Origin of the sequence: Agromyces sp. NDB4Y10 (genome assembly GCF_001620055.1) — a bacterium.
GTDB lineage: Bacteria > Actinomycetota > Actinomycetes > Actinomycetales > Microbacteriaceae > Agromyces > Agromyces indicus.
In genome coordinates, this window is sequence record NZ_LQGY01000033.1 from 36699 (window position 1) to 52644 (window position 15946).

The 15946-nt window shown below is 74.0% G+C and carries 13 protein-coding genes; 7 read left to right on the forward strand and 6 right to left on the reverse strand.

Annotated features, from left to right (window positions below; translation table 11 throughout):
* Window position 1 precedes the first annotated feature (1 nt).
* Window positions 2-361 (reverse strand): hypothetical protein, encoded by a 360-nt coding sequence (locus tag AVP42_RS08715; protein ID WP_067948118.1) that lies wholly within the window; start codon window positions 359-361, stop codon window positions 2-4.
* A 175-nt stretch (window positions 362-536) separates the two neighbouring features.
* Between AVP42_RS08715 and AVP42_RS08720 the strand changes: the two genes are divergently transcribed.
* Window positions 537-2639, forward strand: a complete 2103-nt coding sequence (locus AVP42_RS08720; RefSeq protein WP_067948120.1) for a RecQ family ATP-dependent DNA helicase — start codon at window positions 537-539, stop codon at window positions 2637-2639.
* A gap of 10 nt (window positions 2640-2649) precedes the next feature.
* Here the strand turns inward: AVP42_RS08720 and paaZ are convergent, their stop codons facing one another.
* The 5 genes from paaZ to AVP42_RS08745 all read right to left on the reverse strand — a co-directional run bounded on the left by paaZ (window position 2650) and on the right by AVP42_RS08745 (window position 9788).
* Window positions 2650-4725: a phenylacetic acid degradation bifunctional protein PaaZ gene (gene paaZ, locus AVP42_RS08725; protein WP_082847122.1), complete on the reverse strand. Its 2076-nt coding sequence runs from the start codon at window positions 4723-4725 to the stop codon at window positions 2650-2652.
* Window positions 4726-4754: 29 nt separating this feature from the next.
* Complete coding sequence (locus AVP42_RS08730) at window positions 4755-5618, reverse strand: 3-hydroxyacyl-CoA dehydrogenase family protein (RefSeq protein ID WP_067948124.1); 864 nt, start codon at window positions 5616-5618, stop codon at window positions 4755-4757.
* Window positions 5615-6385 (reverse strand): enoyl-CoA hydratase/isomerase family protein, encoded by a 771-nt coding sequence (locus tag AVP42_RS08735; RefSeq protein WP_067948126.1) that lies wholly within the window; start codon window positions 6383-6385, stop codon window positions 5615-5617. The genes AVP42_RS08730 and AVP42_RS08735 overlap by 4 nt, the downstream gene beginning before the upstream one ends.
* A complete protein-coding gene (locus AVP42_RS08740; RefSeq protein WP_067948128.1) occupies window positions 6382-7584 on the reverse strand; it encodes an acetyl-CoA C-acyltransferase in 1203 nt (400 codons plus the stop codon). Before AVP42_RS08740 ends, AVP42_RS08735 begins: the two co-directional genes overlap by 4 nt.
* Window positions 7585-7850: 266 nt before the next feature.
* Window positions 7851-9788 (reverse strand): DEAD/DEAH box helicase, encoded by a 1938-nt coding sequence (locus tag AVP42_RS08745; RefSeq protein WP_067948130.1) that lies wholly within the window; start codon window positions 9786-9788, stop codon window positions 7851-7853.
* Between the two features lie 286 nt (window positions 9789-10074).
* Here AVP42_RS08745 and AVP42_RS08750 point away from each other — a divergent pair, with 286 nt between their 5' ends.
* The 6 genes from AVP42_RS08750 to AVP42_RS08775 all read left to right on the forward strand — a co-directional run.
* Window positions 10075-10602: a GNAT family N-acetyltransferase gene (locus AVP42_RS08750; protein WP_231878590.1), complete on the forward strand. Its 528-nt coding sequence runs from the start codon at window positions 10075-10077 to the stop codon at window positions 10600-10602.
* Window positions 10603-10740: 138 nt separating this feature from the next.
* Window positions 10741-11760 (forward strand): hypothetical protein, encoded by a 1020-nt coding sequence (locus AVP42_RS08755; protein ID WP_067948134.1) that lies wholly within the window; start codon window positions 10741-10743, stop codon window positions 11758-11760.
* Between the two features lie 79 nt (window positions 11761-11839).
* Window positions 11840-12853, forward strand: a complete 1014-nt coding sequence (locus tag AVP42_RS08760) for an alpha/beta hydrolase (RefSeq protein ID WP_067948136.1) — start codon at window positions 11840-11842, stop codon at window positions 12851-12853.
* Window positions 12854-12896: 43 nt separating this feature from the next.
* Window positions 12897-13892 carry a YihY/virulence factor BrkB family protein gene (locus AVP42_RS08765; protein ID WP_067948137.1) on the forward strand — a complete coding sequence of 332 codons (996 nt, stop codon included), beginning with the start codon at window positions 12897-12899 and terminating at the stop codon, window positions 13890-13892.
* 56 nt (window positions 13893-13948) lie between these two features.
* Window positions 13949-14536, forward strand: a complete 588-nt coding sequence (locus AVP42_RS08770) for an antibiotic biosynthesis monooxygenase (RefSeq protein ID WP_067948140.1) — start codon at window positions 13949-13951, stop codon at window positions 14534-14536.
* Window positions 14533-15946, forward strand: a 1414-nt coding sequence (locus AVP42_RS08775; protein WP_067948141.1) for a glycosyltransferase, incomplete at its 3' end; no start/stop codon positions are given. The genes AVP42_RS08770 and AVP42_RS08775, both read left to right, overlap by 4 nt.

Sequence of the window (15946 nt, forward strand, 5' to 3'; positions counted from 1 at the left end):
ATCAGAACTCGTCGTAGGCGCTCAGCAGGTCGGAGTGCCCGTTCCCCTCGCCGTCCAACCGGATCGTCGGGCTCCGTCCGAACGCCGCCGCTCGGTGCCGGATGAGCGCGGCGGCCGCCTCGTCGTCGGGGTGGGAGTCGATGGCCGTCGACTCCTCCCACTTCGCCTCGCTGGCCAGCGGCATCCCATCGCCGATGAGGAGCCGCATGCGGCCGACCGAACCGTCGATGCGGCGGGTCCGCACGTGCACGACGTCGACCCGCGCGCGACGCGCGAGCGTGAGGGCGTAGTCGAGGAGCGCGTCGGCGACGATGTCGGCGACGACGAACTCGCCGCCGGCGTAGGTGATCCGCTGCGCCATGTCGCGCCTCCTCGAACGTATCGTCCGTGTGCCCCAGGGTCCGGGGGGCGCATGCGGATGCATTCTACTCGCGGCTTCCGGACGCGCTCAGGGGGTTGCGCATCGCGAAACCGGGCCGGGCTGATCCGGTCGGACCGCCCGCGCGGCTGTCGGCGGCATCCGCCAGAGTGGAGCCATGACCTCCGTCGATGCGCCCTCCGCCACCCGCGCCGAGGCGCTCGCCGCGCTTCGCGACCTCGTCGGTCGCCCAGATGCCGACTTCCACGACGGCCAGTACGAGGCCATCGAGGCGCTCGTCGACGGGCGGCGACGGGCGCTCGTGGTGCAGCGCACGGGCTGGGGCAAGTCGGCGGTGTACTTCGTCGCGACGCTGCTGCTGCGCCGTCGCGGCGGCGGGCCGACCGTGCTCGTCTCCCCGCTGCTCGCGCTGATGCGCGACCAGATCGCCGCCGCCGAACGCGCCGGCGTCCGCGCCGTCGCGATCAACTCGACCAACCCGCACGAGTGGGCCGACGTGCGGCAGCGGCTCGCCGACGACGCCGTCGACGTGCTCCTCGTCTCCCCCGAGCGCCTGAACAACCCGGCGTTCCGCGAGCAGCAGCTGCCGTCGCTCGTGCGGCGCATCGGCATGCTCGTGGTCGACGAGGCGCACTGCATCAGCGACTGGGGGCACGACTTCCGCCCCGACTACCGGCGGCTGCGCGACCTGATCGCCGAGATACCGGCTGGGGTTCCGGTGCTCGCGACCACCGCCACGGCGAACAGCCGGGTGGTGGCGGATGTCGCGGAGCAGCTCGGGTCGGGCGCCGACGTCCTGACCATCCGCGGCCCGCTCGCCCGCACCTCGCTCCGGCTCGGCGTGCTGCGCCTGCCCGACGCGCCGACGCGGCTCGCCTGGCTGCTCAGCCATCTCGATGACCTTCCGGGCTCGGGCATCATCTACGCGCTCACGGTCTCGGCGGCGAACGACACCGCCCGGCTCCTGCGCGAGCGCGGCCACGACGTGCGCGCCTACACCGGCCAGACCGACCCGGAGGAACGCGAGGAGTCCGAGGCGATGCTGAAGCGCAACGAGGTGAAGGCGCTCGTCGCGACGAGCGCGCTCGGCATGGGCTTCGACAAGCCCGACCTCGGGTTCGTGGTGCACCTCGGGGCGCCGTCGTCCCCCGTCGCCTACTACCAGCAGGTCGGCCGCGCCGGCCGCGCGAGCGAGAACGCCGACGTGCTGCTCCTCCCCGGCCCCGAGGACCGCGCCATCTGGCACTACTTCGCGACCGCGTCGATGCCGGATGAAGACCGCGCGCGGCGCGTCATCGACGAGCTCTCCGACGTGCCGCTCTCCACGCCGGCGCTCGAGGCGCGGGTCGACATCCGGCGCACCCCGCTCGAGCTGCTCCTCAAGGTGCTCGACGTCGACGGCGCCGTCCGGCGCGTGCAGGGCGGCTGGGTCGCCACGGGTGAGCCGTGGTCGTACGACGCCGGCCGCTACGCGCGCATCGCCGCCGAGCGCGAGGCCGAGCAGCAGCACATGATCGAGTACGAGACGACCGACGGATGCCGCATGGAGTTCCTGCAGCGCTCCCTCGACGACGACACCGCGAAGCCCTGCGGCCGCTGCGACAACTGCGCCGGTGCGTGGTACCCGGGCGGCCTCGACTCGGGAGCCGCCGAGGCGGCGGCCGCCGCGCTCGACCGCGTCGGCGTGCCCATCGAGCCGCGCCGGGCGTGGCCGACCGGTGCCGATCGCCTCGGCGTCCCCGTGAAGGGGCGCATCGCGCCGGGCGAGCAGGCCGCCGAGGGACGCGCCCTCGCGCGGCTCACCGACCTCGGCTGGGGCGGCACGCTCCGCGAGCTGTTCGCGGCGGGAGCCGGCGACCGACCGGTCCCGCCGCAGGTCATGGCGGCGTGCGTGCGCGTGCTCGCCGACTGGGGCTGGGCCGAGCGGCCCGTCGCCGTGGCATCCGTGCCGTCACGCTCGCGGCCGCAGCTCGTCGACTCGCTCGCCCGCGGGCTCGCCGAGGTCGGGCGCCTGCCGTACCTCGGCGCGCTCGCCCCCGCGGACGGCGGGCCCTCCGGCGCGCCCGGCGGCAACAGCGCCTTCCGCCTCGCGGGCGTCTGGAACCGCTTCTCCGCCGACGGACTCGAGGTGCCCGCGGGTCCGGTGCTGCTCGTCGACGACCTCGCCGACAGCCGCTGGACCCTCACCGTCGCCGCCCGGGCGCTCCGGCAGGCGGGCGCGACCGGGGTCCTGCCGTTCGCGCTCGCCCTTCGCGGCTGACCGCGCGCGCCTACGCCGGCTGCGGCACCGGCGTCGGCTCCTTGGCGACGAGCGTGAGCACGTCGTAGGTCGCGACGATCTCGTCGTCCTGGTTCTTCAGCACCGCATCCCAGCGCACCTCGCCGTACTCGTCGGTCTCGCGCGGCGAGATCTCCTTGGCGGTGAGCTCCACGCGGATCGAGTCGCCGGGCGAGACGGGCGTGATGAACCGCAGGTTCTCGAGGCCGTAGTTGGCGAGCACGGGGCCGGGCGCGGCATCCACGAACAGGCCTGCGGCCCACGACACGAGCAGGTACCCGTGCGCGACCCGGCCGGGGAAGAACGGGTTCGCGGCCGCGGCCTCCTCGTCCATGTGCGCGTAGAACGTGTCGCCCGTGAAGTCCGCGAAGGTCTCGATGTCCTCGAGGGTCACGGTCCGCGGCTCCGACGCGACCTGGTCGCCGATGCGCAGGTCGGCGAGCGACTTGCGGAAGGGGTGCGGCTCCCCCGCGGCCAGGTACGGGCGCGCCTCGGCGCCCGAGTGCCAGACGCCCGTGAGCGCGGTGAGCATGGCGGGCGAACCCTGCACCGCGGTGCGCTGCATGTAGTGCTTGACCGCGCGGATGCCGCCGAGCTCCTCGCTGCCGCCCGCGCGACCCGGTCCGCCGTGCACGAGGTGCGGAACCGGCGACCCGTGGCCCGTGGATGAGCGCGCGTCGTCGCGGTCGAGGAACAGCAGGCGGCCGTTCATGGGCGCGATGCCCGTCGCGAGGGCGACTGCGACCTCCGGGTCGTGGGTGGCCACGCTGGTCACGAGCGAGCCGCCTCCGCGCGCCACGAGGTCGACGGCCTGGTCGATCGAGTCGTAGGCGATGACGGAGGCCACGGGGCCGAACGCCTCGACCTCGTGCACCGCCGGCGCCGTGGCATCCGCGAACTTCAGCAGCATCGGCTCGACGAACGCCCCCTCGGCCGCGACGCCCGCCGGTGCCTCGGTGGTGCCGATGACGAGTTCGCCGCCGGCATCCTGCAGCTTGCGCACTTGGCGCAGCACCTCGTCGCGCTGGCCGGTCGAGGCGAGCGGACCCATGGTCGTGCCCTCCTGGCGCGGGTCGCCCACGACCACGCGCTCGGCGAGCCGCTCGCGCACCGCGTCAACGAGCGCGTCGACGGATGCCGCGGGCACGATCGCCCGGCGGATGGCGGTGCACTTCTGCCCGGCCTTCGAGGTCATCTCGGTGACGAGCTGCTTGACGTAGGCGTCGAACTCGGGCGTCTCGGGCGTGGCATCCGTACCCAGCACCGACGCATTGATCGAGTCGGTCTCGCTCGAGAACCGCACCCCGCCGGTCTGCACCGAGTCGTGCGCGCGGAGCCGCTCGGCGGTGGACGCCGAGCCGGTGAACGCGACGTGGTCGCCGAGGCGCAGGTGCTCGAACAGGTCGGGCACGCTGCCCGACACGAGCTGCAGCGAGCCGGCGGGCAGCAGCCCGGACTCGACGAGGATGCGGACGTAGGCCTCGGTCAGGTAGCCGGTGGGCGTCGCGGGCTTCACGACGGTCGGGACGCCCGCGAGGAACGCCGGGGCGAACTTCTCGAGCGAACCCCAGACGGGGAAGTTGAAGGCGTTGATCTGCACGGCGACGCCGGGAAGCCGGGTGTAGACGTGGCGGCCGATGAACGAGCCGTCCTTCGAGAGCGGCTCGACCGGACCGTCGACGAGGACCTTGCCGTTCGGCATCTCGCGGCGACCCTTCGACGAGTAGGTGAAGAGCACGCCGATGCCGCCGTCGATGTCGACCCACGAGTCCCGCTGGGTCGCGCCCGTGCGCGCCGACAGCTCGTAGAGTTCGGCCTTGCGCTCGGTGAGCACGAGCGCCATCTGCTTGAGCAGCACCGCGCGCTGGTGGAAGGTCAGCTCGCCGAGGCGCTTCTGGCCGACCGTGCGGGCGTGCTCGAGCACCGCGGCCAGGTCGAGGCCCTCGGTCGAGACCCGGGCGACGACCTCGCCGGTCGACGCGTCGCGCACCTCGGCAGCGGATGCCGCGGCCTCGTCGCCGGGCGTCCACCATGCGTCGCGGACGTAGCTGGGCAGGATCTCGGTCATCTGGTTCTCCTCGGTGGTCGGGACCCGCATCACTGCGCGTCCCACAGGTAGAAGCCCTCGCCGGTCTTGCGACCGAGCTTGCCCTCGGCGACCATGCGGCGCAGCAGAGCGGGCGGTTCGAATCGCTCGCCGAGCTCGCCCGCAAGGTACTCGGCGATGCCGAGCCGCACGTCGAGGCCGACGAGGTCGGTCAGCTTCAGGGGGCCGACCGGGTGCTTGTAGCCGAGCGCCATGGCGGCGTCGATGTCCTCGGCGGAGGCGACGCCCTCCTCGAGCATGCGGATCGCCTCGAGCCCCAGCGCGACGCCGAGCCTGCTGGAGGCGAAGCCGGGGGCGTCGTGCACGATGATCGGCGTCTTGCCGATCGCCTGCACCCAGCCGCGGGCCTCCTCGACGAGCGCGCCGTCGGTGCCGGTGCCGCGCACCACCTCGACGAGCGTCGACGCGGGCACGGGGTTGAAGAAGTGCATGCCGAGGAACCGCGCGGGCCGGTCGAGGCGCCCCGCGAGCTCGTCGATCGAGATCGACGACGTGTTGCTCGCGAGCGCGGCATCCGCTGCCAGCACGCCCTCGGCGCGGGTGAGCGCGTCGACCTTGAGGTCGAGGTCCTCGGGGACGGCCTCGACGACGAGCCCGGCATCGGCGAACCCGTCGACCTCGGTCGCCACGGCGAGGCGCCCGCCGAGCGCCTCGGCGGTCTCGTCGGTGGTGCCGCGGGCGACGGATGCCGCGACCGAGTCGAGCACGCGCCCGCGCGCCCCCTCGGCCGCCGCGTCGTCGCGCTCGACGACGGTCACGTGGGAGCCGGCGAGCAGGAACGCGTGCGCGATGCCCGCGCCCATGCGGCCGCCGCCGAGCACGCCGACGCGTTCGGGTGCACTGGATCCGCTCATCTCTTCCGCCTCTCCAGGAACTCGGTCATGCGACGGTGCTTCTCCGGGCTCTCGAAGAGCTCGGCCTGCACCTCGAGGTCGACGCGCGGGTGATCCGAGCGCGGTGCGCGCAGGACGCGCTTGGTCGCGATGGTCGCGGCGCGGTCGTTCTTCGCGATGCGGTCGGCGAGCGCGTGCGCCTCGGCGAGCAGGTCGCCGGTCGGGTGCACCCCGGTCACGAGGCCGATCGAGAGCGCCTCGGCGGCGTCGACGATGCGGCCCGTGAGCAGCAGCTCGGCCGCGCGGGCCTCGCCGACGATCTCCTTCAGGCGCCAGGTCGCCCCGGCGGCGGGGATGATGCCGAGGCCCGTCTCGGGGTTGCCGAAGCGCGCGTCCGGCGTCGCGATGCGGATGTCGGCGGCGTACGCGAGCTCGGCGCCGCCGCCGAGCGCCCAGCCGTCGACCGCCGCGATGACGGGCATCGGCAGCTCGTTGATGCGCACGAAGGCGTTCGCGTTGATGCCCGCGAGCGCGTCGGCGGCGCGTCGCTCGCGCAGCTGAGCGATGTCGGCGCCCGACGCGAAGACGCCGTCCGCACCGGTGACGATGAGGATGCGCGGGTCGGCCTCGAGCTCCGCGCAGAGCGCATGCAGGGCGCCGATCGTGGCCTGGTCGATCGCGTTGCGCTTGTCTGGACGGTTCAGCGTCGCCACGACGCGGTCGTCGCGACGCTCGACGAGGAGCGGCTCCGGCGTCTCGGGTCCCACCGCGACATCCGGCGTGTTCATCGCACGCCCTCGACGATGAGCGCCGAGCCCTGCCCGACGCCGACGCACATCGTGGCGAGCCCGTAGCGCGAGCCCTCGCGCTCCATGCGCCCGAGCAGCGTCACGACGAGCCGGGCACCGGACGAGCCGAGCGGGTGGCCCAGCGCGATCGCGCCGCCGTCGGCGTTGACGATCTCGGGGTCGAGCCCGAGCCGGCGCATGCTCGCGAGCGACTGCGTCGCGAACGCCTCGTTGAGCTCGATCGAGCCGAGGTCGCCGACGCCCAAGCCTGCGCGAGCCAGCGCCTTCTCGGTGGCCGGCACCGGTCCGAGGCCCATGATCTCGGGCGCGAGGCCCGCGGAGGCGCCCACGACCACGCGGGCGCGCGGCTCGAGCCCGTACTTCTCGACGGCGGCCTCGCTCGCGACGACGATCGCGGACGCGCCATCGTTGAGCGAGCTCGAGTTGCCCGCGGTGACGACCGAGCCGCCCCGCACGACCGGCCGCAGCCCGGCGAGCGCCTCGAGCGACGTGTCGCGGCGCGGGCCCTCGTCGACGAGCACCTCGCCGTGCCCGGTCGGCACGCCCACGATCTCGGCCTCGAAGCGGCCCGCGTCGATCGCGGCCGCCGCGCGCTGCTGGCTGCGGAGTGCGAACGCGTCGGCGTCCTCGCGCGTGATGCCGTCGACGCGGGCGACCTCCTCGGCCGTCTCGGGCATCGAGTAGGTGGCCTTGTCGCGCGCGAGGAGGGTCGGATTGGGGAAGCGCCAGCCGATCGACGTGTCGTACGCGTCGCCGGGCTTCGCCCACGGCTTGGCGGGCTTGGCCTGCACCCAGGGCGCGCGGGTCATCGACTCGACGCCGCCGGCGACGATGAGGTCGGCGTCGCCCGCGCGGATCGCCTGCGCCGCCATCGTGATCGCCGACATGCCCGACGCGCAGAGGCGGTTGACGGTGATGCCCGGCACCGAGTCGGGCAGGCCCGCGAGCAGCACCGACATGCGGGCGACGTTGCGGTTGTCCTCGCCGGCCTGGTTGGCGGCGCCGAGGATGATCTCGTCGATCGCACCCGCCTCGATGGCGGCCTGCTCGAGCCCGGCCCGCCGCACCGCCTCGCCCACGACGAGGCTCGCGAGGTCGTCGGGTCGCACGCTCGCGAGCGCACCCCCGTAGCGACCCACCGGGGTCCGCACTCCGCCGACGAGGTACGCGTCCGCCATGCCCACTCCTGACCACGTTGTCGGGGATGTCCGTCGCCGGCGCAGGGCGAGCGCGGCATCCGCTCTCGGCTGCGCTTTCACAACCGACCGTTCAGTCAGTAAGTATGCCGAACGGATGCCGCATCCGCCAGTCGGGCGCCGCCGACCCGCTCCCCCGACCCCGCACTCCCGTTCTCAGGAGCCTCCGGTCGGTGCACCGCGTTTCTCAGGACGACACGCGGGGGTTCGCACCGTGGTGCGGCGCGCCGTCCTGAGAAACGAACGGGTCAGAGGGCGCTGAGCACCTCGTCGCCGAGGCGCACGTCCTCGAAGTCGACCTCGATCTCGGCGCGGCCGAGCAGGTCGGCCAGGCGGCGCTGGCGGTTGCGCGGCACGAGGGTCACGACGCGACCCTCGCGACCGGCGCGGCCGGTACGGCCCGAGCGGTGCAGGTACGTCTTGTACTCGTCGGGCGCGTCGGCCTGGATGACGAGGTCGATGTCGTCGACGTGGATGCCGCGGGCGGCGACATCCGTCGCGACGAGCACGTCGACCCGACCGCTCGTGAGCTGCTGCAGGTTGCGCGTGCGGCGCGACTGGTTCAGGTCGCCGTGCAGCGCCACCGCCAGGATGCCGGCGTCGGCGAGGTGGTCCGTGAGGTCCTCCGCGAACGCACGCGTCCGCGAGAAGACCAGGGTCTTGCCCTCGCGGTCGGCGAGCTGGGCGACGATGTCGCGCTTGTCGCGATTGTCGATCACGAACACGCGGTGCTCGATCGTTCCCGAGGCCTGGTCCTCACCGGCGACCTCGTGCACGGCCGGGTCGACGAGGAACTCGTCGACGAGCGTCGCCACGCCCGAGTCGAGCGTCGCCGAGAACAGGAGCTTCTGGCCGTCCGGCGCGGTGCGGCGGAGGATCCGCTGCACCGGCTCGAGGAAGCCGAGGTCGCACATGTGGTCGGCCTCGTCGAGGATCGTGATCGCCACCTCGCTGAGGTCGAGGCGGCCCTGCTCGATGAGGTCCTCGACACGACCGGGGGTGCCGATGACGATGTCGACGCCGCGCTGGAGCGCGCCGACCTGGCGGCCCTGGGGCACGCCGCCGTAGATCTGCGTCGTGAACAGGCCGACGCTCTGCGCGATGGGCTGCACGGTGCGATCGATCTGCAGGGCGAGCTCGCGCGTCGGCGCGAGGATCAGCGCGCGGGGCTTGCGACCGAACTGGCGCTTGCCGCCGGCGCGGCCGCCGTTCTCGGCCCAGAGCGTCATGAGGCGCTCCACGGTCGGCGCACCGAACGCGATGGTCTTGCCCGACCCGGTGCGGCCGCGGCCGAGCACGTCGCGACCCTCGAGCACGACCGGGATGGTCGCGGCCTGGATCGGGAACGGCGTCTCGGCGCCGAGCTCCTTCAGGGTGCGGACGATGTTGCCGCCGAGGCCGAGGTCGGCGAAGCCGATGCCGTCGACCTGCTCGGCCTGGATGGCTTCGGCCTCGAGGCGCTCGAGCACGACGTCGTCGGCCGGAGCGAAGCGCTCGGCGCGCTCGGGCGCCGGGTAGAAGGAGGAGGGCCGGCGCTCGGAGTCGCGGAAGCCGGGACGGTCGAACTCGCGGTCGCGACGGGGGGCGCGGTCGTCGCGGTCTCGATACGCGCCGCTCCGCGGTGCTACTCGACCACCGGCGGAGCGGTCGTCGCGGTCGAACCGGCGGGGGGCGCGGTCGTCGCGGTCTCGATACGCGCCGCTCCGCGGTGCTACTCGACCACCGGGGGCGCGGTCGTCGCGGTCGAACCGGCGCGGGGCGCGGTCGTCGCGGTCTCGATACGCGCCGCTCCGCGGTGCTACTCGACCACCGGCGGTGCGGTCGTCGCGGTCGAACCGGCGCGGGGCGCGGTCGTCGCGGTCGAATCGGCGCGCGCGGTCGTCGCGGTCTCGCGACGCGCCGCTGCGAGGTGCGCCTCGACCGGCGATGGGACGGTCGTCGCGACGACGCTCGTCGCGGCCGGGTCGCTCGGCGCGGTGCGGCGTGCGGCCGGACTCGACGCGCTCCTCACGGCTCCAGCGCGCCTTGCGCGGCGCCTCGGCCTCCTCGGGACGGTAGCCGCGGTGGCTGGGGCTGCGCGAGCCGGGCTTGCGCTGGGCCGAGCCGCCCGAGCGGCCGCCCTTCGCGTACGAGGGGTCGAAGTTGCGGGCGGGGCGTCCGCCGGCGGGCTTCTTGTTCTTGGGCATGGCTGCTTCCTGGGTTGTACTCGTGTACATGGCAGCCGGGCACGCTGGCGCGACCTGACTGAGAACCCGGGCAGTCGTCGACCGGGGCCGTTCACATACATGTGACTATCCGCCGCGGAGTGCAGCGGAACCGGCCCTCAGGACTCACAAACCCATCCGCGCATGGCGCGGTGTCCAGAACCGACCTCCCAAGGGTACCGGAGGTGCTCCTGTGAATCCGCCCGGCAGCCCACGCGCGATGACGGAACGTAACGACCCGGTAACGCGGATCGCGTACGCTCTCGCCGTGACCACACCGCTGTCGATCTCCATCGAGTCGCCCCGCGAGCCGGGCATCGATCGCCTGCTCGCCGGCAGTACCGCCCACGCGCAGTCCCTGTACCCGCCGGAGTCGAACTTCCTCCTCGAGGTCGAGGAGCTCGAGGCACCGGGCACGACCGTGTACGTGGCGCGCGGCATCGACGGCGTGGCCCTCGGCATGGCCGCCCTGGTGGAGTCCGACGAACTCGGCCCGGCTCGCGGCGAGCTGAAGCGCATGTTCGTCCACGACGACGCGCGCGGCCTCGGGGTGGGCAGCGCGCTCATCGAGCGAATCGAGACGGATGCCGCGGGTCGGGGGATCCACGAGATCCTCCTCGAGACCGGCCCGCTGCACCACGCGGCGCTGGCGCTGTACGCGAAGCACGGCTACCGCCGGATCCCGCAGTTCGGGCAGTACGTCGGCGAGCGGTTCAGCGTCTGCATGTCGAAGTCGCTCGTCGGATTCGCGAGCGGGCCGCGCACGGGCGAGGTCCCGGTGGCGGTCGGCGAGTAGCCTTCTTCGCGTGCTCGCGTTGATCTCGGCCGTCGCCTTCGGCGTGACGCTCGGGGGTGCGATCGGCGCGATCGCGACGGGCGACCCGGCTACATCATCGCGTGGAGCCTGGCCCTCCCGATCGCCATCGTCGCCGCCGTGTTCGCCTTCCTGCGGTCGGTGGGCGCCGTCGGGCGCGCCGCCGGCACCGGCGCTGCGCCACCGACGGGCGAGCTGGCGCTGGCGCGCGTCGAGCGGATCGGCCGGACCGGCCTCACGGTGAGCGGGCAACCGCAGGTCGAGCTGCTCCTCACGGTGGCTCCGCGGTTCCGCGCCGCGTACACGACGACGCACCGCCAGGTCGTCGACGTCGTGGCGATCCCTCGCGTGCAGCCGGGCGAGGTCGTGGTGGTGCGGCGGCCGGATGACGCGGCTCCCGCGGTCGTCCTCGAACTCGATCCTCCGGCGGACTGGGCGCGGCTGCGCGATGCCGAGCAGCTGCGGACGGGGGCCGAGCGCACGGTTCCGCTCGCCGAGCAGGCGCCGAGGTGGGAGCCCATCGAGCCGTCCGAGCCGTCCGCGGGCCGCCGCGGGACCGCACCGCGCCGGACCACGCGGCGCGTGCTCCTCGCGGGCGTGGCCGTCGCCACCGCGGCGGTCGTGCTGGTCCCGGCCTACGACGCGATCGGGCGCAACGCGCGCGCGATCGCCTCGGGCGACCCGTCGTCGGCCGGCGTGGTCCTCGGCGACCGGCATCGAGAGATCGTCGACGCGCTCGTCGCGGAGACCGGCGGCACGCGATTCGCGAGCATCGGGTTCTACGGCGAGTACGCGCTCGCGTCCGCGCCGAGCGAACCCGGCGCGCTCACCATCGACTCGTACGAGTACCGCTACGACCGCACCTCGCACGGCGGACCCGACCCGATCCAGCCGGACGATCCCGAGGCCGCGCTGTTCGACGTCGGCGACATCGACTGGGACCGCATCCCCGCGCTCATCGACGCCGCCGAGGAGCACTCGGGCATCACCGAGCCGACGGGCGTGATCGTGACCGTCTCACGGTCGCCGGTGGCGGATGCCACGGGCGTGCGGCCGCTCCGGATGCTGGTGATGCTCGACTCCGCGTACGAGGACGCCGTGGTGCCGTTCGACGCGACGACGGGCGAGCTGCTCGACTGACGGACCGGGGTCGCATCCGGAGGGCGGCATCCGTTCGAACGTGAGGTAGCATCACCTCACCCCTGAACCCGGAGCCCCCGTGACCCCCACCCGAATCTCCGGCGGTCGCGGAGGCCGGCGCCGCCGGTCCGTCCGGGTCGCCCTCGCCGTCGCCGCGGCCCTCTCGATCGCGGCTGCCGTCTCGGCGTTCCACCAGCCGGTGCGCGAGCTCGACCCCACCGCCGAGCAGGCCTCGAGCGAGGTCGCGGGCGCCGAGATCATCGGCATCCGCACGTTCGAGCCGCCCGCCGGCCTGCGCGTGGACGCCGACCTGCAGTACGGCATCGCCGCCGACGGCACGCTGCTGACGCTCGACGTCTGCCGTCCGCCCGCCGACGCCGTGGGCGGGTCGCAGCCGGTCGTGGTGTCGGTGCACGGCGGCAGCTGGGCCCGCGGCGACAAGGCGAACGCCGACTGGCGCAACGTGTGCCTGTGGCTCGCGAGCGAGGGCTTCGTCGCGGCATCCGTCAACTACCGCCTCGTGCCGGAGGCGCGCTACCCGGCGCAGATCGACGACGTCGCGGCGGCGGTCGCCTGGCTGCGCGAGCCCGCGCAGGTCGAGCGCTTCGACCTCGACCCGGCCCGCATCGGCGTCTTCGGCGGCTCGGCCGGCGGGCACCTCGCGGCGCTGCTCGGCATGCTCGGCGACGGGCCGCTCGACACCGGGTCGCGCGTCGCCGCCGTCGCACAGCTGTCGGGCCCGGTCGGCCTGGGTGCCGCCGAGCTCGAGGCCGACGGCGCCTCCGAGTGGCTGCGCGGCATCGTCGGCGAGTTCCTCGGCTGCGAGCCCACGGCCGACGACGCGGCGTGCCCGCAGGCGATCGAGGCGTCCGCGACGGCGCACGTCGACCCGAGCGACCCGCCCGTGCTCATCGGCCACGCGGCCGACGAGGTCGTCCCCGTGGGCCAGGCCGAGCGGTTCGCGGCCACCCTCCGCGCCTCCGCCGTGCCGGTCGAGGTCGCCCTCGTCCCCGGCTCGGCCCACTCCATCGGCATCCTCGACGCGCCCCTCCGCGAGCGCGTCGCCGCATTCCTGCATACGCACCTCGGGTAGGCAATCCCCTGCGCCGGCGTCGGGCCGTGCCTAGGCTCGGGTCATGCTCACGACGACGGCGACCCGTCCCGACTGGCAGGTCATCGCGACCCGCACCGTGCACGAGTTCCGCATCCACCAGTGCTGGGACCTGGCCGCCGCCCTCACGTACTACGTGGTGCTCACGGTGTGCCCGGCGCTGCTCGCGGCGGCGGCGCTGCTCGGCGTGTTCGGCAGCGCCGACGAGGTCGCCGGCGGTGCCCTCGCCGCGGTGCGCGACCTCGGTGGCGAGGATGTCGCGTCGGCGCTCACCGAGCCGCTCGACCAGTTGCTGAACGCCTCCCGCGCCGGGCTCGCGCTCGCCACCGGGCTCGTGGTCACCCTCTGGACCGTGTCCGGGTACCTGGGCACGTTCGGACGCGGGATGAACCGGATTCTCGGCGTGCCCGAGGGCCGCCCGTTCTGGAAGTCCCGCCCGGCGATGCTGGGCGCGGCGGCCGTGCTCGTCGTGCTCGGCTCGCTCGTCGCGGTGGCGCTCGTCGTGAGCGGCAACGTCGCGACGGCCATGTTCCGGGCGCTCGGCATCGACGACGGCTGGGTGCTCGTCTGGGATCTCGCCAAGCTGCCGTTCGTCGCGGTCCTCGCGGGACTCATGCTCGCCGTGCTCTACTGGGCCGCCCCGAACGTGCGCCGACCCCGTCGTCGCTGGATCTCCGTCGGGGCGGGCGTCGCGCTCGCCGTCTGGATCCTGACGACCGTGCTCTTCGGCCTGTACGTGTGGAACTTCGCCAGCTACGACCGCGTCTACGGCGTGCTCGGCGGCATCATCGCGTTCCTCCTGTGGACCTGGCTCGGCAACATGGCCGTGCTGGTCGGCGCGGTCCTGGACTCCGAGGTGGAGCGCGCCCGCCAGCTCCGGGCGGGGATCCCCGCGCAGGAGACGCTCCGGCTCGAGCTGCGCGACGAGCGCCTCGTGCGCCTCAACCGCGAGCAGCGCGAGGCCGACATCCGCGCGTCGGCCCGGATGCTCGCCGGCGCGCGGCAGGAGGGCGCTGGATGAGGGCGGCCGGCGGCATCCGTTACGCACCGGCAACGCGCGTGGGGTTCGATGGTGGCATGGCCAGCGAACCGATCACCGTCTCGATCCGCCGCGAGGTGGATCCCGACCGCATCGCCGAGGCGACCGTCTGGGTGCAGACCGGCGTGAACCTCGCCAACCGGTACCCGGGCTTCCTCGGGTCGGGCTGGGTGCGCGCGGGCGACGACTCGACGGTGTGGCACATGCTGTACCGCTTCTCCGACGAGCAGACCCTCGCGGCGTGGGAGGACTCCCCCGAGCGCGCGTGGTGGCTCGAGATGGGTCGCGGCTTCGTCCGCGATGAGCGGGCGAAGCGACGCACGGGCATCGAGGGCTGGTTCGACGACCCGCCCACGGGCTCGGTGCCCTCGGTGACGGATGCCGCGGAGCCGGCCGCCCTGCCCGCCGCGCCCCCGCGCTGGAAGCAGGCGGTGAGCATCTGGCTGGGCTTCTTCCCGGTGAACCTGGTGTTCGCGCTGCTCATGGCGTTCGTCCCGGGCTGGGACGACGTGCCGCTGGCGCTGCGCGTGCTCGCGACGACCCTCGTGCTGACGCCGATCATGACGTACTGGGTGCTGCCGTGGGTGACGCGGATGCTGCGGAACTGGCTGGTGCCCGCCGCATGACGCCGCGAGAGGACCGCGAGCTCCTGCCGCACGGCCGGCAGCTGGCCGTGACGTGGAGCATCCCCGATGCACCCGGCGGCATGACGGGGGCGATGCTCCGGCGGTCGCGCTCGTTCGTGCGGCTCGCCAGCGCCGAGGTCGACGTGCTCACCTTCGACGCGCGCACCGACTATCCCGCCGTGCGCGTGCGGCTCGAGGCGCGCGGCGAGCTCGTGCCCGGGCTGCGCATCCGCAACCTCTACGAGGAGCTGCGGGGCGACCCGGCCGACGCCGGACCCGGCACCGTGGTCTCCCGGGAGGTCGCGCGCGGCCTCCGCGTCGAGCATCGCCGCGCCGACGGCTCGCTCGCGGTGCTCGACGAGCAGCCGCGGAACGACGGCGAGCGTCGCCGCATCACGGCCTTCGACCGCGAGGAGCGGCCGGTGCGCCGGTGGGAGTCGGCGTGGGCCTGCTACGCCGACTGGATCGCCGACGTCGCGGGCGACGGGCCGGCGTTCGCGATCGTCGACAGCAAGACCGCGGCTCGGTTCATGGCGCGCGTGCACCTGCCGGAGGTCGTGACGCTGCACGTCGTGCACAACGCGCACCTTTCGGGGCGGGGTCGGCCCCTCGGGCCGCTCCGCGCGTCCCGGCGCGACGCGCTCTCGCGTCCAGAGCGGTTCGATGCGGTGGTGTTCCTCACCGAACGGCAGCGAGCGGATGTCGTGACCCTCCTCGGCGACGGCGGCAACCTCGCCGTCGTGCCGAACGCCACCCCCGCTCCGATCGACCCGGCCGCTCCGGAGCCGACCGCGGACGACGCGACCCGCGACCCGTCGTCCGTCGTCGTCGTCGCGGGCCTGACCGGACGCAAGCGCGTGCACCACGCGGTCGAGGCGGTCGCACTCGCGCGCGAGGACGGTGTTCCCGCGACGCTGCGCATCTTCGGCTCGGGACCCGAGCGGGCGCGTCTCGACGCCGCGGTGCACGACCGCGGCCTAGGCGAGGTCGTCGAGTTCGCCGGGCACCGGACGGACGCCGCCGAGGCGTTCGCCGAGGCATCCGTCACCCTGCTCACGAGCACGTCGGAGGGCGCGCCGCTCGTACTGCTCGAGGCGATGTCGCGCGGCTGCGTGCCGATCGCGTACGACATCCCCTACGGACCGGCCGACCTCATCGAGCACGGCGTCGACGGATTCCTCGTCGCGCCGGGCGACGTGCGGGCGCTCGCCGACGCGGTCCGGCACGTGGCGGAACTCCCCGAGGCGGATCGGGCGCGGCTGCGGGAGGCGGCCCGAGCGGCCGCCGCGCGCTTCGGCGACGCCGAGGTGGTCGCACGATGGGGCGAGGTGCAGCGCCGGGCGGCGGTCCGCCACCGCGCGGTGCCGCTGCCGGCGTTCGAGGTGGGGCGGCTGCGACTGCGGCGCCCGG